This window comes from Streptomyces sp. JJ36 (assembly GCF_021696945.1).
In the GTDB taxonomy this organism is placed as follows: Bacteria; Actinomycetota; Actinomycetes; order Streptomycetales; family Streptomycetaceae; genus Streptomyces.
Genome location: NZ_JACYHE010000028.1, coordinates 33,123 through 56,835 on the forward strand (window position 1 = coordinate 33,123; position 23,713 = coordinate 56,835).

A 23,713-nucleotide genomic window follows, 5' to 3' on the forward strand; every position below is an offset into this window, starting at 1 on the left:
GGTCGACTTGGGCTCCTTCATGCCTCTGCCTGCTCTATGTCTGTTATGTCGCGGTCGGCGCAAGTGAAGGAAAACCGGAGTGTCGCCGACAAACGTGCAGGTCGACTCCTGTGGTCCCCGCGCACGCGGGGTGGTCCCGCCGTGCGGGTGGCGCGCTTCCACGCCTGGCTGTGGTCCCCGCGCACGCGGGGGTGGTCCCACGCCCGACAGGGTGGCGGCCTGTTCGGCTGGGTGGCTCCCGTAGCGGGGCCTCGTGGCTTCCCCGCAGCGCCCGCCGCGGGGAAGCCAGTGCCGACGTCCCGGCGGGGCATGGTTACGTGCGCGGTGGGTCGTCCTGTGGACTTGTGCGGACGGCTTGGAGGTGGGGGCGGGTGTTCGGAGGGTCGGGAGCTTCCGGCTCCGCGTCGCCCTCGTCCATCCCGAGCCGTTGGCCGCGGAGGCGGGCGACGTGGGTGGCGTCGCGGACGGACTCCACGAGGCGGGTGGCGGTGGAGCGCAGTTCGCCCTCGGTGAGCGGGATGGCGTCGTGGAGGAGGGTGTGGGCGAGCCGCCCCACATCTTCGGCGGACTCGAGCATGGTGGTCTCGACGGAGTCGGCCATGCGGGAGAGCAGGCTGTCGGGGTCGTCGGTGGAGAGGTAGGCCGGCTTGCCGGTCTCCGAGGGCCAGGGCAGGCGGCGCAGCCGTTGATTCACAGCGCCTCCCCGTTGCGTACGGCGGACAGGAGGACGTACGGCCGGACGAGGGCGGTGGCGTCGCCGTCGAACGGCTCCGGCCACGGGCAAAGGGTGCGCCGCGGTCGGGCGTGGGCGGTGGAGCGCGGGGTCGGCGGAACAGGCGGCGGCTCGGCAGGCACGCCCCGTAGGCGTGCAAAAGCGCGGCGGATACGCTTCATGCGTCATTCGCTCCTTTGTAGCGAGTGGCCATGCCCCCGGGCCGTGGCAGCGGCCGCGGGGGTCCATCAGTTACTAGGTACACTGAAGTATACCGAAGTGCACTTGAGATGCGAAGAATACCGAGGTGCACTCCGATATGTGCTATGGAGATCGACCGTACCCGTGCCATGTGGCCGCAGATCGCCGCAGTGATCATCGAGCGGATCAAGGACGGGACGTACCCACCGGGCACCAAGATCCCCAGCGTGGTCCAGGTGGCCACCGAGTTCGGGGTGGTGAACAGCACGGCCCAGCGCGCCATGGAGAAAGTGCGGGCTGAAGGGCTCACCCGCAGCGAGGTCGGCATGGGTACGTTCGTGCTCCGGCCGGATGAGAGGGAGGCCGAGTAGCGCATGCGGGCGGAGGCAGGCCCCCGGCGGCCGTGCCGTCCCCGGATGGCACGCTGGTGGGCATGACCAAGCGTGTGCGGGTACGGGCTCCTGAGCTGCAGGGGCGGGGCTGGCTGAACACCGGTGGCGAGGAGCTGAGCCTCGCCGGGTTGCGGGGGCGGATCGTCGTCCTCGACTTCTGGACGTTCTGCTGCATCAACTGCCTGCACGTGCTGGACGAGCTGCGCGAGCTGGAGCGGCGGCACGCGGACACGCTGGTGATCGTCGGCGTGCACTCGCCGAAGTTCGTGCACGAGGCCGAACCGCAGGCCGTGCGGGACGCGGTCGAGCGGTACGAGGTGCACCACCCCGTGCTGGACGACCCGGAGCTGGCGACGTGGAAGCAGTACGCCGTACGGGCCTGGCCGACCCTGGTCGTGCTCGACCCGGAGGGGTACGTCGTCGCCCAGCACGCCGGCGAGGGGCACGCGCACGCGCTCGCGAAGCTGGTCGAGGAGCTGGAGGCGGAGCACGAGGCGAAGGGCACCCTGCACCGGGGCGACGGTCCGTATGTGCCGCCGGAGCCGGAGGCGACGGACCTGCGCTTCCCGGGGAAGGCGATCCGGCTGCCGGGGGAGGGAGCAGGCGGCGAAGGGGCCCGCTTCCTGGTCAGCGACACCACCCGGCACCAGCTCGTGGAGCTGGACGCGGACGGCGAGACGGTGCTGCGCCGCGTCGGCACCGGCGAGCGCGGGCTGACCGACGGTCCGGCCGGCGAGGCGCGGTTCAGCGAACCGCAGGGCCTGGCGCTGCTCCCCGGCGGCACGGTGATCGTCGCGGACACGGTGAACCACGCGCTGCGGACGTACGACCCGGCGACCGGCGAGGTCGCCACCGTCGCCGGCACCGGGCAGCAGTGGTGGCAGGGCTCGGCCACCAGCGGCCCGGCGCGCGAGGTGGCGCTGTCGTCACCGTGGGACGTGGCGTGGTTCGGCGACCGGGTGTGGATCGCGATGGCGGGTGTCCACCAGTTGTGGACGTACGACCCGGCCGTCGGCACCGTCGCCGTCGCGGCGGGCACGACGAACGAGGGCCTGGTCGACGGCCCGGCGGCCGAGGCGTGGTTCGCGCAGCCCTCCGGGCTGGCGGCGGCCGGTGACCGGCTCTGGGTCGCGGACTCCGAGACCTCCGCGCTGCGCTGGGTGGACGCGGACGGCGTGGTCCGTACGGCCGTCGGCACCGGCCTCTTCGACTTCGGCCACCGGGACGGGGACGCCGGGCAGGCGCTGCTCCAGCACCCGCTGGGGGTGACGGCGCTGCCGGACGGCTCGGTCGCCGTCTCCGACACCTACAACCACGCCCTGCGCCGCTACGATCCCGCCACCGGCCAGGTCTCCACCCTCGCCACGGACCTGCGGGAGCCGTCCGGCGCGGTGCTGGACGGCGAGGAGATCGTGGTCGTGGAGTCCGCCCGGCACCGGCTGACCCGGCTGCGCCTGCCCGAGCGGGCCGTACGGGTCGAGGGGGTCGCGCACCGCACACAGCGGGCGGCGACCGAGGTGGCGCCGGGCACGCTGCGGCTGGACGTGGTGTTCCGGGCGCCGGAGGGGCAGAAGCTGGACACCCGGTACGGGCCGTCCACCCGGCTGCTGGTGAGCGCGACCCCGCCGGAGCTGCTGGCGGACGGCGCGGGAACGGGCACCGACCTGCACCGGGAGCTGATGCTGGCGGACGGGGTGGCCGAGGGCGTGCTGCATGTCTCCGCGATGGCGGCGTCCTGCGACGACGACCCGGCGAACCCGTATCCGGCGTGCCATGTGCACCAGCAGGACTGGGGCGTGCCGGTGCGGGTCAGCGCGCAGGGCGCCGGCCGGCTGCCGCTGGTGCTCGCCGGGATGGACGAGGGGGCGGGCGAAGGCACGGACGCCGGGGATGACGGCGGTGCGGACGACGTCACCGGCGCCATCCCCGGCGTCTGAGGAGCGGGGCACGGGAGCACCCGCCGTACGGCGCCCGGCGTCTGACGGGAAGTCACCGTACGGGCGGTGCCGTGCCCTCACTCGAGGTGGTGCCGGTTGTCCTCCACGACGACCGGGGCCGCCGGGGACGGCGGCTGTGTCTTGCGCCGCTTGAAGATGCTGACGTAGGTGGAGAGCCCCAGCAGGCCGACGGCCATCAGGATCAGCCCGGCGACGTCGAGGTTCACCGCCTCGATGTTCCAGTCCAGCGCCAGGGTCAGGATGGCCCCGAGCGCCACCATCACGATGCAGACCACGATGCCCACGAATCCGCCTCCGTTCGGCTGTTTCTTCGGGCTCGTACGGCGCCCGGGTACCCCCGGGCCGTGACGGCCAATCAACCGGCGGGCGGTACCGGGGACTCGGCCGCCTCGCGGAGTGCGCAGGGCACGCGCCCGGCGCAGGCGGCCGGATGGCCGCACGGCCGCGCGCGCCCGGGCGGACGGGCGGACGGAAGCGGCCATGCGCCGCCCGGGGCACGCGTCACTGCGCGGGGCGGGCTACGACGCGGGGCGGGCCACTCCGCGACGCGGGTCGTTCCGTGTGCCGCGCTACTCCGCCAGGAACGCCGTCAGCGCGTTGGCCAGCAGGAACGGGTCGTCGGAGCCGCAGAGTTCGCGGGCCGAGTGCATGGAGAGGCATGCGACGCCGATGTCGACGGTGGTGATGCCGTGCCGGGCGGCGGTGATGGGGCCGATGGTGGTGCCGCAGGGCATGGCGTTGTTCGACACGAACGTCTGCCAGGGGACGCCGGCCCGTTCGCAGGCGGCGGCGAAGACGGCGCGGCCGGTGCCGTCGGTGGCGTACCGCTGGTTGACGTTGACCTTGAGGATCGGGCCGCCGTTGGGCATCGGCAGGTGGCCCGGCTCGTGGCGCTCGGCGTAGTTGGGGTGCACCGCGTGGCCGGTGTCGGAGGAGAGGCAGAGGGTGCCCGCGTAGGCCCGGGCGCGGTCCTCGTAGCCGCCGCCGCGGGCGAGGACGGACCGTTCCAGCACGTTGCCGAGGAGCGGTCCCTCGGCGCCGGTGTCGGACTGGCTGCCGTTCTCCTCGTGGTCGAAGGCGGCCAGCACGGGGATGGCGCCGAGGTCGCCGCCGCGTGCGGCGGCGGCCGCGAGGGCGGCGGCACCGGCGTGCACGGAGAGCAGGTTGTCCATGCGGGGGCCGGCGAGCAGCTCGCGGTCGCGGCCGAGGTAGGCGGGGGGTTCGACGCTGTGCACCATGAGGTCCCAGCCGGCGATCCCGTCGGCCGGCAGGTCGTGCTCCTCGGCGAGGAAGGCGAGCAGGTCGCCCTCGCGCGGGGTGCCGAGGCCCCAGACGGGGGTCATGTGCTTCTGGCGGTCCAGCTTGAGCCCGTCGTTGACCTGCCGGTCGAGGTGGATGGCGAGCTGGGGGACGCGCAGCAGCGGCCGGTCGACGTTGACCAGCCGGGTGGAGCCGTCCTTGAGGGTCAGGCGGCCGGCGAGGCCGAGGTCGCGGTCGAGCCAGGTGTTGAGCAGGGTGCCGCCGTAGACCTCGACGGCGACCTGGCGCCAGCCGTGGGCTCCGGTGTCCGGCAGCGGCTTGACCCGCAGGTTCGGGGAGTCGGTGTGGGCGCCGACGATGCGGAAGGGGGTCGCGGGCGTCGCGCCCTCGGGGACGTACCAGGCGATGAGCGCGCCGCCGCGCAGCACGTACCGCCCGCCGGCGGCCCCGTCCCACTCCGCCGTCTCCTCGAGCTGCCGGAAGCCGGCCTTCTCCAGCAGGTCGGCGGCGGCGCGCACGGCGTGGTACGGCGTCGGCGCCTGGGTCAGGAAGGACATCAGGTCGTCGGTGTGGCCGCGGTCGAAGCGGGCGGGGGCGCTGCTCATGCCGTCCAGCATACGGACGGCGGGGCAGGGGGCGGGTTCAGGGCCGGATGTTCAGGTTGAGGTGGAAGAGGTTGCCGGGGTCGTAGCGCTGCTTGATCGCCACCAGGCGGTCGTGGTTCTGCCGGTAGGCGGTGCGGTCCCGGCCCTGGTCGTCGGCGCTGAGGAAGTTGACGTAGCCGCCCTCCTGGGAGTGGGGGCGCAGCGCCGCCTCGTAGGCGCGGGTCCAGGCGGTGTTCCGCTCGGTGTCGGCGGGGTCGGTGAAGCTGGCGCCGAACGCGGTGGAGAAGGTGGCGTCGCGGTAGGCGAAGGCGGTGTCCTCGGGTCCGGCGCGGTGGCAGGCGCCGTCGATCGGGAAGATGATCGTGTCGCTCTGCGGGGAGGGGATGGTCTGCCCGTAGGTGGTGTGGACGTCGATGGCTCCGTCGGTCAGCTCGCGGGCGAAGGCGCCCTTCCAGTAGTGGTGGAGGCCGGGTGGCAGGTCCTCGTCGAAGAGGGTGTTGATCACCGGGTACGGCATCCGCACCAGGTGCCGGCCGAGGACGGGGCCCAGTGCCTCGATCCGGGCGCGCACCCGGTCGTCCTCCTCCTCGGGGCCGCTGTGGCAGGTCAGCACTCCGCAGACGGGGCGGCCGTGCCACCGCTCGGGGAGGAACGGCAGGGGCGGGCCGAGCAGCACGGCGAAGAGCGCGTTCAGCTCCGGCGGTGCGTCGGCGATCAGCTCCCGCCAGCGGCGGAGCACCTCGCCGTCGAGCGGGAAGAAGACGGGGCCGCCGAGGATGTCCGCCACGGGGTGCAGGCGGAAGAGGAAGGAGACCACGGCGCCGAAGTTGCCGCCGCCTCCGCGGAGCGCCCAGAAGAGGTCGGGGTGGTGGTCCGCGTCGCAGGTGAGCAGCGAGCCGTCGGCGGTGACCACGTCGGCCGACAGCAGGTTGTCGCAGGTCAGGCCGCAGCGCCGGGCCAGGTGTCCCATGCCGCCGCCGAGGGTGAGCCCACCGACGCCGGTGGTGGAGACGACGCCGCCGGTGGTGGCGAGGCCGAAGGGGTGGGTGGCGTGGTTGACGTCGGCCCAGGTGCAGCCGCCCTCGACGCGGGCGGTGCGCCGCTCGGGGTCGACGCGGATGCCGCGCATCCCGCCCAGGTCGAGGACGACTCCGTCGTCGCAGGTGCCGTGGCCGGCGGCGGAGTGGCCGCCGCCGCGGACGGCCAGCGGCAGCCCGTGGTCGCGGGCGAAGCCGACGGCGGCGAGGGCGTCGGCGGCGTCCGCCGCCCGGACGACGACCGCCGGGCGCTTGTCGTGCTGGGCGTTGTAGACCCGCCGGGCGAGGTCGTAGCCGGGGTCGGCGGGGCCGGTGACCTCGCCGTGCACGGTGCGGTGCAGGGCGCCGAGGGGGACCTCGTGCGGGGGTGTGAGGAGGGTGGTCATGGCGGCATCACGCTTTCGTGGGGTGCGCCCCGGCGGGCGGGGTCCCCGGCCTCGGGGTTCCCTGGTCCCGGGGCTGGGGCCTCGGGGCGCGGGTTCCGCCGGGTGGAGTCCGGGACCCGGTCTCTCCGGTGCCGTGGGGCGGGTTCCGGGGCGGTCCGGGTTCCTGCCTGTGCTGCCGTTGTACGGCGCGGGGGCCGGCCCGGGCATCGCCGGAACCGCCCAACCGGCGTGGGCGGCGCATGGGCAGAACGGCCCATGCACAGGGCGGAGCCGGTGCTCAGGCGAGGTCGGGGCCGGTGAGGCCGTGGGTGAAGGCGTAGGCCGTCGCCGCCGCGCGGGAGCCGACGTCCAGCTTGGCGAAGATGTTGTTGAGGTGGCGGGCGACGGTGTGTTCGCTGAGGGTCAGCTCGTGGGCGATCTCCCGGTTGGTGCGTCCGGCGGCGACCAGTCGCAGTACCTGTGCCTCGCGCGGGGAGAGCCCGCCGGGCAGCCCCCGGTCCCCGCGTGAGAGCAGGGCGGCGGCACGCCGGGCGTCGGGCTCGGCGCCCATCCGGGCGAAGACCGTCCGGGCCGCCTGGAGCTCCAGCCGGGCGCCCTCGGTGTCGCCGGCCACGCGGTCGGCCGCCGCGAGCATCATCCGTACCTGGGCCGCCTCGTACGGCATCCGCAGCTCCAGCCAGCAGGTCAGCGCCCGGCGGAGGTGCCGCAGGGCCGGCCCGGCCTCCGGACCGGCGCGGGCGTGCGCACCAGCGCCGGCGCCGGCATGCGTGGTGCCGCCCATGCCGCCCGCGGGCGCGGCGGACCCCGTGGACCCCGCGGACCCCGTGGCCCCCGCGGATTCCGCCGCCTCCGTGAGTGCGGCGAGGGCGACCGCCCCGCGTGCGGTGGCCGCGGTCGCGTGCAGCAGGCCGGCTCCGCCGTCCGGCGGGCCGGTGGCGGCGAGCGTGTCCAGTGCGGCGGCGGCCGTGCGGGCGGCGGGGACGTTGCCGAGGGCCAGTTCGACCTCCACCTGTGCCGCCAGCAGCCGCGACCGTCCGAGCCGGTCTCCGCCGAACGCCTCCGCGGCGGCTGCCTCGGCGGCTGCGCCCTCCGCAGCGTCGTCCCCGGCGCCCTCCCCCGTCTCCTCCCCGGGGCCCGGCGAGGCGGCTGGCGCGGCGCCCGGTGCCCCGGCCCCGGGGCCCGGTGCCGGGCCGCCCTCGTCTCGCCCTTCCAGGGAGCGGCTCCCTGTCTCCTGGCCGGCCAGGGCGAGGCGGAGGGCGGCCACGGCGGGTTCCGCGCGGCCCTGGGCGAGCCACAGCAGGGCGAGCCCGGGCTGCGGGGAGCGCCCCAGCTCGTGGGCGCGGGTGTACGCCGCCTCCGCGGCCGCGAGGTCGCCGCGCCGCCGGTGGATCTCCCCGGCGACGTAGTGGGCCTCCCCGGCGACGGGTTCCATGGCCGGTGTCAGTTCGGCGCAGGCCCGGGCCGCCTCGGCCTCCGCCCGGGGCCAGTCGCCGCGCAGTTCCAGCACCTCGACCTGGTGCACCCGGCACAGCCCGCGGAAGGGGTTCGCCGTGGGCCGGCTAGCGCACCATCGCATGGCGGCCTGGGTCCACTCGGCGGCGCGGCGCAGGTCGGCGGCGGCCATGCAGTGGGTGAGGGCCAGGCAGTAGATCCAGCCGGTGAAGAGGGAGCTGAGTTCGCCGGCGGTGACGGCGCACATGGCGTCGTCCAGCAGGGCGAGGCCGTCGGCCGTACGGCCCTGGGCGAGCAGCAGGCTGCCGTGCACCTGGTGGCTCATGGCCAGCAGGTCGCGGCTGCCGCAGTTGCGGGCGATGCGGGTCATGCGGCGGGCGGCGGCGAGGGCGGCCTGCGGTGCGCCGCGTTCCTGGGCGTCCTCGGCCTCGATCCAGGCGAGGTAGCACTGCTCGAGGCACTCGGGTTGGCCGTCGAGGTGCTGCTGGGCGCGGTGCAGCCAGCCGGTGGCGGTGGCGAGGTGTCCCTGGTCGCGGTGGTCGTAGAAGAGCATCCAGGCGGTGTGGCCGGCCCGGCGGGTGTCGCCGGCGGCGGCGTAGCCGGCGTACGCGCGCAGCCGGGCGTCCAGGGACTCCTCGGTGTGGCCGGTCCACCAGGCGGCGTCGGCGAGGGCGACGAGGTCGTCGGGGGTGAGCGGGCCGGCGGCGAGGCTCCGGGCGGTGCCCGGAGCGCCGTGGCCGCGGCCGCGGGCGGGTGTGCCGGTGCCGTCCGGGCCGCCGGCCGTGTCGAGGGCGCGCAGCAGGGCGTAGGCGTCGGCCCAGTCCTCCCGGGCCGCGGCGTCCCGTGCCCGTGCGAGTGCGGGAAGCGGCCGGACGGTCATGTGCGGCTCCCTTCCTGTCCTCAGGATAGGGAGTCGTTTCCGGCAACGGGAGCGGACGGCGCATAGCGGACCCGGTGTCCGTGTCCCGTCCCGTCGCCGCCGCCCGGTCGCCCGCCCCGGGGGCGGGCGACCGGCCCGGCTCAGGAACCGGAGGCCGTCAGGCCGTCAGAAGGCGGCCTCGTCCAGCTCCATCACCGAGAGGTCGGTGTTCTCGGCGAGCTGCCGCTGCACGCCCACGCCCGGCAGGATGTTCGTCGCGAAGAACTTCGCCGCGGCGATCTTGCCCTGGTAGAAGGGCTGGTCCTTGGCGGAGGCGCCGCCCAGCTGGGACTGGGCGACGGCGGCGCCGCGCAGCAGCAGGTAGGCGATGACGACGTCGCCGGAGGCCATCAGGAAGCGGGTCGTGTTGAGGCCGACCTTGTAGATCTCCTTGACGTCCTTCTCGGTGGCCGCCAGGTCGGTCAGCATGGTGCCGACGATCGCCTCCAGGTCGACGGCGGCCTTGGCGAGCTGGTCGCGGGCGTCCGCGAGCTCCTCGCCGCCCTCGGCCTCGGCCAGGAACTTCTTGATCTCCTCGGAGAGCGCGGTGAGGGCCTGGCCCTGGTCGCGCACCACCTTGCGGAAGAAGAAGTCCTGGCCCTGGATGGCGGTGGTGCCCTCGTAGAGGGTGTCGATCTTGGCGTCCCGGATGTACTGCTCGATCGGGTACTCCTGGAGGTACCCGGAGCCGCCGAGGGTCTGCAGCGACTGGGCGAGCTGCTCGTAGGACTTCTCCGAGCCGTAGCCCTTGACGATCGGCAGCAGCAGGTCGTTCAGGCGGTGCTCGGCGGAGGCGTCCTCGCCGTTGTGCTCCTTGAGCAGGATGTCGTCCTGCACCGAGGCGGTGTAGAGGACGAGGGCGCGCATGCCCTCGGCGTACGCCTTCTGCGTCATCAGCGAGCGGCGGACGTCGGGGTGGTGGGTGATGGTGACGCGCGGGGCGGTCTTGTCGGTGAACTGCGACAGGTCGGCGCCCTGCACCCGCTCCTTGGCGTACTCCAGGGCGTTGAGGTAGCCGGTGGAGAGGGTGGCGATGGCCTTGGTGCCGACCATCATCCGCGCGAACTCGATGATCTTGAACATCTGGCGGATGCCGTCGTGCTTCTCGCCGAGCAGCCAGCCCTTGGCCGGGTGGTCGGCGCCGAAGGTCATCTCGCAGGTGTTGGAGACCCGCAGGCCCATCTTGTGCTCGACGTTGGTGGCGTAGACGCCGTTGCGCTCGCCGAGCTCGCCGGTCTCCCAGTCGAAGTCGTACTTGGGCACGACGAAGAGGCTCAGGCCCTTGGTGCCGGGGCCGTGGCCCTCGGGGCGGGCGAGCACGAAGTGCACGATGTTCTCGGACATGTCGTGCTCACCGGAGGTGATGAAGCGCTTCACGCCCTCGATGTGCCAGGTGCCGTCGTCCTGCTGCACGGCCTTGGCGCGGCCGGCGCCGACGTCCGAGCCGGCGTCCGGCTCGGTGAGCACCATGGTGGAGCCCCACTGCTTCTCCGCCATCAGCTTGGCGATCTTGTGCTGCTCCTCGGTGCCCTCCTCGTGGAGGACGCCCGCGAAGGCGGGGCCGGAGGCGTACATCCACACGGCGGGGTTGGAGCCGAGGATGGTCTCGGCGAAGCCCCAGAGGAGGGAGCGCGGGGCGGTGGTGCCGCCGATCTCCTCCGGGATGCCCAGCCGCCACCACTCGGCGTCCATGTAGGCCTGGTAGCTCTTCTTGAAGGAGGCGGGGACGGGGGCGGTGTTCGTCTCGGGGTCGAAGACCGGCGGGTTGCGGTCGGCGTCCTCGAAGGAGGCGGCCAGCTCGTTCTCGGCGAGCCGGGCGATCTCGGAGAGCACGCTCTTGGAGGTCTCGACGTCCATCTCGGCGAACGGTCCGGTGCCGTACACCGAGTCGCGGCCGAGCACCTCGAACAGGTTGAACTCGATGTCGCGGAGATTCGACTTGTAGTGCCCCATGGCGACGGCTCCGTAAGGCTCGTTCGTACCAGTCAGTAGTCGCTACCGATGATGCTACCCGTCGGTAATTTATTGCAACCCCTCGTCCGGATCTGTGACTCGTTACTCTTTTCCGCATGTACGGCTACGAGCAGACGGCCTCGACCGGGCACGGCCATCCGCACGGCGGGCAGCAGCACGTGCACCAGGGACCCCACCCGGGACACGGGCACCAGCAGACCCACCAGGGCTACCACCAGGGGCATCAGGGGCATCAGCAGTACGCCGCACACCAGGAGGCGCCCCCTCCCTACGGCCAGCAGCCGCTCTACCCCGAGCCCTCGCCGCCCTCGCTCACGGAGGCGGTGCGTGCCTTCACCACCGGCTCCATGGGGCCCGAGGACTTCCAGGCGATCTTCTCCACCAGCAAGGTCTACTGCCCGCGCGGCGACACCCCCGGCTTCCTCGCCCTGCACAACACCCAGCAGCCGGTGATCCCCATGTTCACCACCCTCAAGGAGCTGCGGAGGTACGCCGGCAAGGAGTCCAAGTACTTCGTGATCACCGGCGCCGAGGTGCTGGACCTGCTTCCCTCGGGCTACGGCTTCGTGCTGGACATGGAGGGTGATCACCGGGTGGTCTTCGACGCCAAGGCGGTGGAGGAGATGGTCGACTTCGCGATGCGGAGCATGTACGGCTGACGGGGTGCCGGGGTGCCGGGGTGCGCAGCGGACCGCGGGGGCGCACATCCGCCACCCGGGCGCGGCGTGGCGGCGTGGCATGCCGTTCAATATTGAACTATTCTGGGTCTCCGGATTGAGGAGGTCCCCCCATGCCCGCGATCACCGTGGAGAACCCGCTCGCGCTCCCCCGCGTCGCCCACCCCGCCGGCGAGGACACCGTGCACCGCCCGGCACTCGCCGTGAGCACCGCACCGACCGGATTCGAGGGCGAGGGCTTCCCCGTCCGCCGCGCCTTCGCGGGCATCGACCACCGGCACCTCGACCCGTTCATCATGATGGACCAGATGGGCGAGGTGGAGTACGCGCCCGGCGAGCCCAAGGGCACGCCCTGGCACCCCCACCGCGGCTTCGAGACCGTCACCTACCTCATCGACGGCACCTTCGTGCACCAGGACTCCGAGGGCGGCGGCGGCACCATCAAGAACGGCGACACCCAGTGGATGACCGCCGGCTCCGGGCTGCTGCACATCGAGGCGCCGCCCGAGGAGCTCGTCGTCTCCGGCGGCCTCTTCCACGGCCTCCAGCTCTGGGTCAACCTCCCGGCCCGGGACAAGATGACCGCCCCCCGCTACCAGGACATCGGCGGCGGCAACGTCAAGCTGCTCACCACCCCCGACGGCGGCGCCCTGCTCCGCCTCATCGCCGGCGAGCTCGACGGGCACCAGGGCCCGGGCATCACCCACACCCCGATCACCATGATCCACGCCACCGTCTCCCCGGGCGCCGAGATCACCCTGCCCTGGCGGGCCGACTTCAACGCCCTGGCCTACGTCCTCGCCGGACGCGGCACGGCCGGCCGGGAGGGCCGCCCGGTCGAGCTGGGCCAGGCCGCCGTCTTCGGCCCGGGCGACGCGCTGACCGTACGGGCGGACACCCGGCAGGACGCGCACACCCCCGACCTGGAGATCGTGCTGCTCGGCGGGCGGCCGCTGCGCGAGCCGGTGGCGCACTACGGGCCGTTCGTGATGAACAGCCACGCCGAGCTGGCCCAGGCCTTCGAGGACTTCCAGGCCGGGCGCCTCGGCCGCATCCCCGCCTCCCGCGCCTGACCCGCACCTGACCCGCGGGGCCTGCGGGCCCCGCGGGTGCCCGCAGGCCCCGCGGGGCGTACGGGCGCCGCCGGCGAGCGCTGCCGACCGGGCAGGGAACCTCCGCGCCAGGACCAGAGGCCGGCGCCCACGGCGCCGGCGCCCGCTGTACGCATTGCCCCCCTTCCTGCAGGTTGTGGATGACAGGGCGAGGGAGGAGCAGCCGGGGCGGTACCCTGATATGCGCTTCTCGGGCGACTTCTGCCGAGCCGCTCGGGTGACGTCACCGACAGAGAACTCCGCGCCGACGACTTGGATGAATGATGCATCGGTACCGGTCCCACACCTGCGGCGAGCTCCGCGCCTCCGACGTCGGCAGTGACGTCCGGCTGAGCGGCTGGCTGCACAATCGGCGGAACCTGGGCGGCATCCTCTTCCTCGATCTGCGCGACCACCACGGCATCGTCCAGCTCGTCGTGCGGCCCGAGCGCACCGAGGTGGCCGAGCTGCTGAGCGGCCTGGCGAAGGAGAGCGTCGTCCGGGTCGACGGCACCGTCACCGCGCGCGGTGCGGAGAACGTCAACCCCGAGCTGGCCACCGGCGAGATCGAGGTCGAGGTGGCCGAGGTGGAGGTGCTCGGCAGCGCCGAGCAGATCCCCTTCACGATCAACGCCGAGGACGGGGTGAACGAGGAGAAGCGCCTCGAGTACCGCTTCCTCGACCTCCGCCGCGAGCGCATGCACCGCAACATCATGCTGCGCTCCGCCGTCATCTCCTCGCTCCGCCGCCGGATGACCGACCTGGGCTTCAACGAGATGGCGACCCCGATCCTCTCCGCCACCTCCCCGGAGGGCGCCCGCGACTTCCTGGTCCCCTCCCGCCTGCACCCCGGCACGTTCTACGCGCTGCCGCAGGCCCCGCAGCAGTTCAAGCAGCTCCTGATGATCGCGGGCTTCGACCGCTACTTCCAGATCGCGCCCTGCTTCCGCGACGAGGACGCCCGCGCCGACCGTTCGCCCGGCGAGTTCTACCAGCTCGACGTCGAGATGAGCTTCGTCGAGCAGGAGGACGTCTTCGGGGTCATCGAGAAGGTGATGACGGACGTCTTCGAGGAGTTCGGCAACGGCCGGCACGTCACCTCTCCCTTCCCCCGCATCCCCTTCCGCGAGGCGATGCTCAAGTACGGCACGGACAAGCCGGACCTGCGTGCCGAGCTGGAGCTCGTCGACGTCTCGCAGGTCTTCGCCGGCAGCGAGTTCAAGGCCTTCGCCGGGAAGCACGTACGGGCCCTCGCGGTGCCGGACACCGCCGACCAGCCGCGGAAGTTCTTCGACCAGATGGGCGAGTTCGCCCAAGAGCAGGGCGCCAAGGGCCTGGCCTGGGTGCGGGTCGGCGACGGCGGGCAGCTCACCGGCCCGATCGCCAAGTTCCTCACCGAGGAGAACGTCGCCGCGCTGCTGGGCGCGCTGGACGCCAAGCCGGGCACGGCGGTCTTCTTCGGCGCCGGCGAGTTCGACGAGGTCTCGAAGATCATGTCCGCGGTGCGCGTGGAGGTCGCGCGCCGCACCGGCCACTTCGCCGAGAACGTCTTCCGCTTCTGCTGGATCGTGGACTTCCCCATGTTCGAGCGGAACGAGGACACCGGCGAGATCGAGTTCTCGCACAACCCCTTCTCCATGCCGCAGGGCGGCCTGGAGGCGCTGGAGACCCGGGACCCGCTGGACGTCCTGGCCTGGCAGTACGACATCGTCTGCAACGGCGTCGAGCTCTCCTCCGGCGCCATCCGGAACCACGAGCCGGAGATCATGTTCAAGGCCTTCGGCATCGCGGGCTACTCCGAGGACGAGGTGGAGCGGGAGTTCGGCGGCATGCTGCGCGCCTTCCGCTTCGGCGCCCCGCCGCACGGCGGCATCGCCCCGGGCGTGGACCGCATCGTGATGCTCCTCGCCGACGAGCCGAACATCCGGGAGACCATCGCCTTCCCGCTCAACGGCAACGCGCAGGACCTGCTGATGGGCGCGCCCACCGAGGTCGACGAGGCCCGGCTGCGCGAGCTGCACCTCTCCGTGCGCAAGCCGCCGCAGGTCCAGCAGGCCCGCAAGGCGGAGTCGCCCAGCGAGATGTAGCCGGCGCGCGCCGCGCGGGCGGGCGTACGGGAGCCGGCCCGTACGCCCCGGCGCTCGCCCGGGCACGGCCCGGCCGTACGCATGCCACGGCCCCGGGAGCGGACCGCTCCCGGGGCCGTCGCATGCGTGGTTGTCTGTCGCCGGTGGCCGGGGCCGCCGCCCGTCGCGGTGGCGGTCACCATCGGCCGTCGCGGTCGCGGTGGCGGTCGCCCGGCGCCGTGCCGGAAGGCCCGGCGCCGGCCGCGTTCCCTCAGCGCTCCTCGAGCCGCGGGAAGAGCGCCGCGCCCTTGGTGATCGTGGAGCCGGCCGGGAGCAGCCCCCAGCGGCCCGCGTCCTGCACCCGCTGGTCGGCCAGCGCGCCCAGCGACGCCTCCGCGCCGAGCGAGTCCCACAGCTTCTGCGAGGTCTCCGGCATCACCGGGTTCAGCAGCACTGCGCAGGCCCGCAGCGACTCGGCGGCGGTGTAGAGGATGGTGGCGAGCCGCGCCTGCGCCTCCGGGGAGGTGTCCTTGGCGACCTTCCACGGCTCCTGCTCGGTCAGATAGCCGTTGACCTGCTTGATGAAGTCGAAGATCGCCGTCAGGCCGCCGGAGAAGTCCAGGTCCTCCCCGACGCGGCGGTCCGCCTCCGTGACGGTGCTCTCCAGCCCGTCCACGATCGCCTGCTCGGCCGTGCCGTGCGCGCTCGCCTCCGGGAGCTGTCCGCCGAAGTACTTGCCGACCATGGCCGCCACCCGGGAGGCCAGGTTGCCGTAGTCGTTCGCCAGCTCGCTGGTGTAGCGGGCGGTGAAGTCCTCCCAGGAGAAGGAGCCGTCGTGGCCGAAGGCGATGGCCCGGAGGAAGTACCAGCGGTACGCGTCCACGCCGAAGTGCTCGGTGAGCTGCTGCGGGGAGATGCCCGTCAGGTTGGACTTGGACATCTTCTCGCCGCCGACCATCAGCCAGCCGTTCGCGGCGATCTTGTGCGGCAGGGGCAGGCCGTTCGCCATCAGCATCGCCGGCCAGATCACCGCGTGGAAGCGGAGGATGTCCTTGCCCACCAGGTGGACGTTGGCCGGGAAGGTCGCGTCGAACTTCTCCTGGTCGGAGCCGTAGCCCACGGCCGTGGCGTAGTTCAGCAGGGCGTCGATCCACACGTAGATCACGTGCTTGTCGTCCCAGGGGACCTTGACGCCCCAGTCGAACGTCGACCGGGAGATCGACAGGTCCTCCAGACCCTGCCGGACGAAGTTCACGACCTCGTTCCGCGCCGACTCGGGCTGGATGAAGCCCGGGTTCCGCTCGTAGTGCTCCATCAGCTTCGGGCCGTAGTCGGAGAGCCGGAAGAAGTAGTTCTCCTCCTGGAGCATCTCCACCGGCTTCTTGTGGATCGGGCACAGCTTCTGCCCGGCGTACTCGCCCTCGCCCTCGAGGAGCTCGCCGTACGTCTTGTACTCCTCGCAGCCGACGCAGTACGGGCCCTCGTAGCCGCCCTGGTAGATCTCGCCCTTGTCGTACAGGTCCTGCACGAACTCCTGGACGCGGGCGGTGTGCCGCGTCTCGGTGGTGCGGATGAAGTCGTCGTTCGCGATCTCCAGGTGCTTCCAGAGGGGCTTCCACGCCTCCTCCACCAGCCGGTCGCACCACTCCTGCGGGCCGACACCGTTGGCCTCGGCGGTGCGCATGATCTTCTGACCGTGCTCGTCCGTGCCGGTGAGGTACCACACCTTCTCGCCACGCTGACGGTGCCAGCGCGTGAGCACGTCGCCTGCGACGGTCGTATAGGCGTGGCCCAGGTGCGGAGCGTCGTTCACGTAGTAGATGGGGGTCGAGACGTAGTACGCCTTCGCTCCCTGCTGCTCTGTTCCAGTGGCCGCCATGCCCGAAATCCTAACGGCCGGGGCGGCCCGGTCTCGCCCCGATTACGGACGGTGAGGGGATGCGGTCGGGTGTGCGGGGCGCTGTGACGGCTTCGCGGCCGGGGTGGTGGCGGCCTGACCGCCGGGTGCGGGCCGTCCCGTGGTCCGGTCACTGATTGGCTGGCTACGGGGGGAGGGGTGCCTCGCCGGGGCGCGTTCACGTTGCGGGCACGGGTGGCGTGGTGGGCTGGGGTTCACCCGCCTGTGACGGGGCCGGGCGGCGGGGCGGTCGGTAGCCGGTGACGGGGGTGCCCTGGCGGGCTGCTGCCGCGCTGTGCCTGAGCTTTCGTCTTCTCGCTCCGCTCGTGTCACGTGCGTGGCACTGCTCGGTCTGTCTGCGGGCCGTTCCGGAGTGGGGGTGCGCGTGGCCGGGCCGCGCTGGAGGCTCGGTGGGGCGGGTCGAGCCCGGCGGGGGTCCGGGCGGCTGCCGGGCGGGGCGCATCCGCGTGCCCGCGCGGCCGATGTGGGGCCGCCGGAGCCCCATCCCGCGTCGTGATCATGTACTGGTCCGCGCTTTGGACAAATCTGGGCCGATTTTTGTCAAAAGCGTGGACCAGTACATGATCGTCTGGAAATTGTCAGGGGTGGTGCCCATTGGCGGCCCTTACCTCTTGGCTGCGAGTCGCCTTCCTGGCCCCGGCCCGCCCCGCCAGGCCGTGGCAGGCCGGGCGCAGGCCGCCGACCGCCGCCGGACGGTGGGCGGACGACCCGCAGGCCGCGCACCGACGGACGACCCGCAGGCCGCGCGCCGGGCCCGGGATCCGCGAGACCGCGGACGGCCTGCACAGACTGTGCGCCGGACGCCCGGCCGCCGCGAGACCGCAGGGTGAGCATGGGGCACCCGCCGGGCGACGACTCCGTCCACAGGGTGTGGGCAGGCGCACCCCCGCTCCGGAACGGCCCGCAGACAGACCGCGCAGTGCCACCGGCGTGGCACGAGCGGAGCGAGAAGACGAAAGCTCAGGCACAGCGCGGCAGCAGCCCGCCAGGGCAACCCCGTCACCGGCTACCGACCGCCCCGCCGACCGGCCCCGTCACAGGCGGGTGAACCCCGGCCCACCACGCCACCCGCCACCAGCAACCAGAACGAACCCGCCACCCACCACCCCTCCCCCCCCCCGTAGCCAGCCAATCAGTGACCCCAACCCAGGGCAGCCCGCACTGGCCACACCTGCTCGGCTTCCGCCCCGCGAGGGCGCCCTACCCCAGCGGGGTGAACCCGTCCCCCGGGCCCGCACGCGAACCGTCCGCCGAGGAACGCGTGCAGCATGGCCGTGCACTGGCATGCGTTCGCGTGGACCGGTCCGGCATGGCCGCCGGACCGGGAGGCGCGGGACCCGGAGGCGGCAGTGCCGCCGATCCAGGTCGACATGTGGTTCCGCAAGCCCGCACGGCTGCGGGCGGGGACGTTCACGGAGCCCGGTGCCGCTCTGGAGTGGCTGGCCCGGGAGCTGGCGGAGACGCCGCCGCTGCCGACCGGGGTGCCCGCGGAGGCACACCTGCGGGCGGCGCGGGGTGCGCTGGAGCGCGAGGAGGACGCGTATGTCGCGTACTACACGGCGGCCGGGGGATTCCTCGTCCGCGCGCTGCTGGTGTGCCCCCGGCCGGGGGAACGCTGCCCGGAGTACCCGCGGTGACGGTCGTGCCGGGGCCCCCGCACCCGGGCACCCCGTGGCGCCCTCCCCGCCTCCCGCAGGGCTTGGGGCGGGGTTCACCGCCACGTCATCTGTCCGACGCCCCGCGGCGGGGGTGCGCGCTTAGCGTCCCGCTCCGGAGAGAACGCACATTCGGAGGGAACATGCCCAAGCTGCTGCCGTTCGTCGGCTCACACCCGGGCGGACGGTCCGCCCTCACCTGCCGCTACCGCTGCGGGGACGCCTGCTTCCACGAGGTCCCGAACCGGAGCGGCAACGAGTATGTCGGCGACGTCATCTCCGGTGCGCTGTCGCGCCGTTCGATGCTGGCCGCCGGTGCTGTGGCGACCGTCGCCGCCGCGACCGGCGTCACCGTCGTCGGCCAGGCCCCGCCGGCCGCCGCGGCGCCCGCGGTGCCCGCCGGCCGCGGCCACCGGCACGGCCGCCCGGCGCGCGGTCTGCGCTTCGCGCCCGTCGCCCCGAACACCGAGGACGCCGTGGTGGTGCCCGCGGGGTACGAGCAGGACGTGCTGATCCGCTGGGGCGACCCGGTGCTCGCGGGCGCGCCCGCCTTCGACCCGGAGAACCAGACCGCGGCGGCGCAGGCCCGGCAGTTCGGTTACAACAACGACTACCTGGCCGTGCTCGACCTGCCGCGGGAGCGGAACCGGCAGGTGCTCGTGGCGAACCACGAGTACACCAGCGAGGAGATGATGTTCCCCGGGTACGACCCGGAGAACCCGACCCGGGAGCAGGTGGAGATCGCCTGGGCCGCGCACGGCATGTCGGTGCTGGTCACCGAGGAGCACCGGGGCGGTCGGCTGGCCGCGGTGCCGCGGCACCCGCTGAACCGGCGCGTCACCGCCACCACCCCGTTCGAGATCACCGGCCCCGCGGCCGGCAGCGAACTGCTGCGTACCACCGCGGACCCCGAGGGCACCCGGGTGCTCGGCACCCTGAACAACTGCGGCGGCGGCGTCACCCCCTGGGGCACGGTGCTCTCCGGCGAGGAGAACTTCAACCAGTACTTCGCCCACGCCGACCGCGTCACCGACCCGGCCACGCGGGAGCGCCTGGCCCGTTACGGCATGTCCGGCGGGGCCTCGGGACGGAGGTGGGAGCGGTTCGACGACCGCTTCGACCTGACCCGGGAGCCCAACGAGGCGAACCGCTTCGGCTGGGTCGTCGAGATCGACCCGCTCGACCCGGACTCCACGCCCCGGAAGCGGACCGCGCTCGGCCGGTTCAAACACGAGGCCGCCACGGCGCGGCTGACCCGGGACGGGCGCGCGGTGCTCTACATGGGCGACGACGAGCGCTTCGACTACTTCTACAAGTTCGTCTCCACGGAGCGGATGCGGCGCGGGGACAGCCGCTGGGCGCGCGAGCACAACCTGCGGCTGCTGGACGAGGGCACCCTCTACGTCGCGAAGTTCACCGGCGACAGCCCGGCGGAGGAGATCGACGGTGACGGCGCACTGCCGGAGGACGGCGCGTTCGACGGCAGGGGCGAGTGGATCAGGCTGGCCGAGGGCGACCGCAGCTTCGTCGACGGCATGACCGCCGAGGAGGTGTACGTCTTCACGCGCCTGGCCGCCGACAGGGTGGGCGCCACCACGATGGACCGGCCGGAGGACGTGGAGCCCAGCCCGCGCACCGGCAAGGTGTACGTGGCGCTGACCAACAACAAGAACCGCGGCCGGGAGGGCCACCCGGCGGCCGACGAGGCGAACCCGCGGAACGCCAACAAGCACGGCCAGGTGCTGGAGCTGACCGAGTTCCGTCACGACGCGGCCGCCACCCGCTTCGCCTGGCGGCTGTTCCTGGTGTGCGGCGACCCGGAGGACCCTTCGACGTACTTCGCGGGCTTCCCGAAGGAGAAGGTCAGCCCGATCTCCTGCCCGGACAACATCGCCTTCGACCCGTACGGGAACCTCTGGCTGGCCACCGACGGCAACGCGCTGGGCAGCAACGACGGGCTGTTCGGCGTCGCCGTGCGCGGCCGGAACGAGGGCGAGGTGCGGCAGTTCCTGACGGTGCCGAAGGGCGCCGAGGTCTGCGGGCCGGTCGTGGGCGAGAACCGGGTGCTGGTGTCCGTCCAGCACCCCGGTGAGGTGGACGGCGCCAGCGCGGACCACCCCGCGTCCACCTGGCCCGACGGTCCGGGACGCGCGGTGCGGCCGGCCGTGGTCGCGGTGCGGGCGAAGGACGGCGGCGACATCGGCTGCTGAGCAGCCGACCGGGGTGGCGGCGGGTGCCGCCGCGCCGGTCCGGCGGAGGGGGCGCCGCCGGACGGCGGCGCGCGGTGCCGGAGCCCCGGACCCTGCCTGCCGGCACCGGACCCCGGACAGCGCCGGCCGACGGATGACCGGAGCGGCCGGTGGGGGCGGTCCGGCGGCTGGCTAGGCTGAGCGTGTACGACCGTCAGATCATGCGACAGAGGGGGCAGTTCCGTGGCCGAAGCAGCCGAGAGGGACGAGACCGAGGCGGCGCGCAAGGCGTTCGCGATGTTCGACCGGGACGGGGACGGCTTCGTCACGGCCGCGGAGTTCCACAAGGCCATGGCGGAGCTCGGCGACGTGCACTACACGGAGTCGATGGCCCAGGCCGTGCTGAACACCAAGGACCGCAACGCGGACGGGAAGCTCTCCTTCGAGGAGTTCCTGGAGGCACACCGGGCCGCTCGCTGAGCAGCCCGGACGTCGCTGTCCCTGGTCCGCTGCCGTGGCGGATCGCGGATCGCGGATCGCGGCCCGTGGCCCGTGGTCCGCTGGCGGGCGAGGGTGACGGGCGGGACGGGCCGGGCTCCGCGCAGGGAGCCCGGCCCGTTCGCCGGCGGGCGTGCCGCCCGCCGCGGCCGCGTCAGGCCGCGGCGCGGAAGCGGCGCAGCCGCAGGCTGTTGCCGACCACGAAGACCGAGGAGAACGCCATCGCGGCTCCCGCGATCATCGGGTTCAGCAGGCCGGCGGCGGCCAGCGGCAGCGCGGCGACGTTGTAGGCGAAGGCCCAGAAGAGGTTGGTCTTGATGGTGGCGAGCGTCCGGCGGGAGAGCCGGATGGCGTCGGCCGCCACCCGCAGGTCGCCGCGGACCAGGGTCAGGTCCCCCGCCTCGATGGCCGCGTCGGTGCCGGTGCCCATGGCCAGCCCCAGGTCCGCGCGGGCCAGCGCGGCGGCGTCGTTGACGCCGTCGCCGACCATGGCGACGGTGCGGCCCTCCGCCTGGAGCCGCTCGACCACGGCCACCTTCTCCTCCGGCAGCACCTCGGCGATCACGTCCGCCGGGTCGATGCCCACCTCGGCGGCCACCGACGCGGCCACCGCCCGGTTGTCACCGGTCAGCAGCACCGGCCGCAGGCCGAGCGCGCGCAGCCGGCGTACGGCCTCGGCGCTCGCCGGCTTGACCGCGTCGGAGACCACCAGGACCCCCCGCGCCCGGCCGTCCCAGGCCACCAGCACGGCGGTGCGGCCCTCCGCCTCCGCCTCCGCCCGGGCGGCGGCGAGTGCGGCCGGGATCTCGACGTCCCGCTCGGTCAGCAGCCGCTCCCGGCCGGCCAGCACCGTGCGGCCCTCGACGACGCCCCGTACACCCAGCCCGGGCACGTTGGCGAACTCGGCGGGCGCGGCCGGCTCCGCCCCCGTACGCTCCGCCGCGCCGGCCGCGATCGCCCGGGCGACCGGGTGCTCGGAGGCGTGCTCCACGGCGCCGGCCAGCCGCAGCACCTCGGACTCGTCCTCGCCCGGGGCGGGGTGCACGGCGACCAGGGTCATGGTGCCGGTGGTGACGGTGCCGGTCTTGTCCAGCACGACCGTCTTGGCCCGCCGGGTGTTCTCCAGCACCTCGGGGCCCTTGATGAGGATGCCGAGCTGGGCGCCGCGCCCGGTGCCGACCATCAGCGCGGTCGGTGTGGCCAGGCCCAGCGCGCACGGGCAGGCGATGATCAGCACGGCGACGGCCGCCGTGAAGGCGGCGGTGGCGCCGCCGCCCGCGGCCAGCCAGCCGGCCGCGGTGCCCAGCGCGAGCAGCAGCACCAGCGGCACGAACACCGCGGAGACGCGGTCGGCGAGGCGCTGCGCCGCTGCCTTGCCGTGCTGCGCCTCCTCCACCAGCCGCGCCATCCGGGCCAGCCGGGTGTCGGCACCGACCCGGGTGGCCTCCACGACCAGCCGGCCGCCCGCGTTGAGGGTGGCGCCGGTGACGGTGTCGCCGGCCGCGACCTCGAGCGGGACGGACTCGCCGGTGAGCATCGAGGCGTCCACGGCCGAGGAGCCCTCCAGGACGCGGCCGTCGGTGGGGATCGTCTCGCCGGGCCGGACCACGAAGACGTCGCCGACGGCCAGCGCGTCCACGGGGACGCGCACCTCCCGCCCGTCGCGGCGCACGGTCGCCTCCTTGGCGCCCAGGTCCAGCAGCGCCCGCAGGGCGGCGCCGGCCCGGCGCTTGGAGCGGGCCTCGAACCAGCGGCCGGCCAGCAGGAACGCGGTGACGCCCGCGGCCGCCTCCAGGTAGATGTTCCCGGCCCCGTCGGTGCGCTCCACGGTCAGCTCGAAGCCGTGGGTCATCCCGGGCATGCCGGCGGTGCCGAAGAAGAGCGCCCAGCAGGACCAGAGGAAGGCCGCGGAGGTGCCGAGGGAGATCAGGGTGTCCATGGTGGCGGCGCCGTGCCGGAGATTGGTCCAGGCGGCCCGGTGGAAGGGCCAGCCGGCGTAGACCACGACGGGCGCGGCGAGGGTGAGCGAGAGCCACTGCCAGTAGGTGAACTGGAGCGCAGGGACCATGGCCAGCGCGATCACCGGGACGGAGAGCACGACGGCGGTGGTCAGCCGCTGCCGCAGCGGCGTCAGCTCGTCCCGCTCGGGGGTGGTACGGCCGGCGGCCTCGCGGGCGCCGGGCGGGTGCGCGCCGACCTCGGGTCCGGGGCCGGCGGTCGCACCGGCGGTCGCGCCGGCGGCCCGTTCCGCAGGGTGGCCGTTCCCGTCGGCGCGGGGGGCGGGCGGCGGGGGCGGCGTGGCGGTGTAGCCGGTCGCCTCGACGGTCGCGATCAGGTCCTCGACGGTCACCTGTCCCTCGAAGGAGACCCGGGCCTTCTCGGTCGCGTAGTTGACGCTCGCCGTGACGCCGTCCATGCGGTTGAGCTTCTTCTCGACACGGGCGGCGCAGGAGGCGCAGGTCATGCCGCCGATGCTGAGCTCGACACGGCTGCCGTCGGCCGTCGTCGTGGTGGTCATCACTGCTCCTTGCCGGGGCCGGTGGGGCGACCTTCCCACCGTCCCGCCCTTTATACCACTGGGGGGTATACCGCACGGTCGCAGGGGCGACTGTATACCCGCCGGGGGTATACAGGCAAGGAGTGCCGGGGCTTCCCGGCAGGTGCGGGTGGCACGTTCAGGGGTGGCGCGCCACGGGCGGGGCGCGTGGCGGGCGCCGGCGCGG

Annotated in this window: 16 protein-coding genes; 8 read left to right on the plus strand and 8 right to left on the minus strand. The window is 73.5% G+C overall.

The genetic code is table 11. From position 1 onward, the window contains the following. Positions 1–313: 313 nt before the first annotated feature. A complete protein-coding gene (locus HOY81_RS13510; RefSeq protein ID WP_237320579.1) occupies positions 314–694 on the minus strand; it encodes a hypothetical protein in 381 nt (126 codons plus the stop codon). A gap of 344 nt (positions 695–1,038) precedes the next feature. Between HOY81_RS13510 and HOY81_RS13515 the strand changes: the two genes are divergently transcribed. Beyond that, complete coding sequence (locus tag HOY81_RS13515; RefSeq protein ID WP_237320580.1) at positions 1,039–1,284, plus strand: GntR family transcriptional regulator; 246 nt, start codon at positions 1,039–1,041, stop codon at positions 1,282–1,284. A 62-nt stretch (positions 1,285–1,346) separates the two neighbouring features. Then, positions 1,347–3,242: an NHL domain-containing thioredoxin family protein gene (locus tag HOY81_RS13520; RefSeq protein ID WP_237320581.1), complete on the plus strand. Its 1,896-nt coding sequence runs from the start codon at positions 1,347–1,349 to the stop codon at positions 3,240–3,242. 77 nt (positions 3,243–3,319) lie between these two features. Here the strand turns inward: HOY81_RS13520 and HOY81_RS13525 are convergent, their stop codons facing one another. The 5 genes from HOY81_RS13525 to HOY81_RS13545 all read right to left on the minus strand — a co-directional run bounded on the left by HOY81_RS13525 (position 3,320) and on the right by HOY81_RS13545 (position 10,875). Next, positions 3,320–3,547 (minus strand): hypothetical protein, encoded by a 228-nt coding sequence (locus HOY81_RS13525; protein WP_237320582.1) that lies wholly within the window; start codon positions 3,545–3,547, stop codon positions 3,320–3,322. A gap of 285 nt (positions 3,548–3,832) precedes the next feature. Beyond that, complete coding sequence (locus HOY81_RS13530; RefSeq protein WP_237320583.1) at positions 3,833–5,128, minus strand: M18 family aminopeptidase; 1,296 nt, start codon at positions 5,126–5,128, stop codon at positions 3,833–3,835. A gap of 37 nt (positions 5,129–5,165) precedes the next feature. Further along, positions 5,166–6,551 carry an FAD-binding oxidoreductase gene (locus HOY81_RS13535; protein ID WP_237320584.1) on the minus strand — a complete coding sequence of 462 codons (1,386 nt, stop codon included), beginning with the start codon at positions 6,549–6,551 and terminating at the stop codon, positions 5,166–5,168. A 277-nt stretch (positions 6,552–6,828) separates the two neighbouring features. Further along, on the minus strand, positions 6,829–8,883 hold the full coding sequence (locus HOY81_RS13540; protein WP_237320585.1) for a response regulator transcription factor: 2,055 nt from the start codon (positions 8,881–8,883) through the stop codon (positions 6,829–6,831). Positions 8,884–9,048: 165 nt separating this feature from the next. Continuing rightward, positions 9,049–10,875, minus strand: a complete 1,827-nt coding sequence (locus HOY81_RS13545; protein ID WP_237320586.1) for an acyl-CoA dehydrogenase — start codon at positions 10,873–10,875, stop codon at positions 9,049–9,051. A 116-nt stretch (positions 10,876–10,991) separates the two neighbouring features. Here HOY81_RS13545 and HOY81_RS13550 point away from each other — a divergent pair, with 116 nt between their 5' ends. The 3 genes from HOY81_RS13550 to aspS all read left to right on the plus strand — a co-directional run bounded on the left by HOY81_RS13550 (position 10,992) and on the right by aspS (position 14,751). After that, entirely contained in the window at positions 10,992–11,555 is a 564-nt protein-coding gene (locus tag HOY81_RS13550) for an SseB family protein (RefSeq protein WP_237320587.1), read from the plus strand. Between the two features lie 131 nt (positions 11,556–11,686). Beyond that, on the plus strand, positions 11,687–12,646 hold the full coding sequence (locus HOY81_RS13555) for a pirin family protein (RefSeq protein WP_237320588.1): 960 nt from the start codon (positions 11,687–11,689) through the stop codon (positions 12,644–12,646). Between the two features lie 302 nt (positions 12,647–12,948). Then, complete coding sequence (gene aspS / locus HOY81_RS13560) at positions 12,949–14,751, plus strand: aspartate--tRNA ligase (RefSeq protein WP_237320602.1); 1,803 nt, start codon at positions 12,949–12,951, stop codon at positions 14,749–14,751. 250 nt (positions 14,752–15,001) lie between these two features. Here aspS and metG read toward each other — a convergent pair whose 3' ends face one another. Beyond that, positions 15,002–16,609 carry a methionine--tRNA ligase gene (gene metG, locus HOY81_RS13565; RefSeq protein ID WP_237320589.1) on the minus strand — a complete coding sequence of 536 codons (1,608 nt, stop codon included), beginning with the start codon at positions 16,607–16,609 and terminating at the stop codon, positions 15,002–15,004. Between the two features lie 1,307 nt (positions 16,610–17,916). Between metG and HOY81_RS13570 the strand changes: the two genes are divergently transcribed. The 3 genes from HOY81_RS13570 to HOY81_RS13580 all read left to right on the plus strand — a co-directional run bounded on the left by HOY81_RS13570 (position 17,917) and on the right by HOY81_RS13580 (position 20,972). Beyond that, a complete protein-coding gene (locus HOY81_RS13570; protein WP_237320590.1) occupies positions 17,917–18,285 on the plus strand; it encodes a hypothetical protein in 369 nt (122 codons plus the stop codon). Positions 18,286–18,446: 161 nt separating this feature from the next. Next, on the plus strand, positions 18,447–20,513 hold the full coding sequence (locus tag HOY81_RS13575; protein ID WP_237320591.1) for a PhoX family phosphatase: 2,067 nt from the start codon (positions 18,447–18,449) through the stop codon (positions 20,511–20,513). A gap of 222 nt (positions 20,514–20,735) precedes the next feature. After that, positions 20,736–20,972, plus strand: a complete 237-nt coding sequence (locus HOY81_RS13580) for an EF-hand domain-containing protein (protein ID WP_308341010.1) — start codon at positions 20,736–20,738, stop codon at positions 20,970–20,972. A 172-nt stretch (positions 20,973–21,144) separates the two neighbouring features. On the opposite strand, the gene HOY81_RS13585 is transcribed toward HOY81_RS13580, so the two are convergent. Further along, entirely contained in the window at positions 21,145–23,508 is a 2,364-nt protein-coding gene (locus tag HOY81_RS13585; protein WP_237320592.1) for a cation-translocating P-type ATPase, read from the minus strand. Positions 23,509–23,713 lie beyond the last annotated feature (205 nt).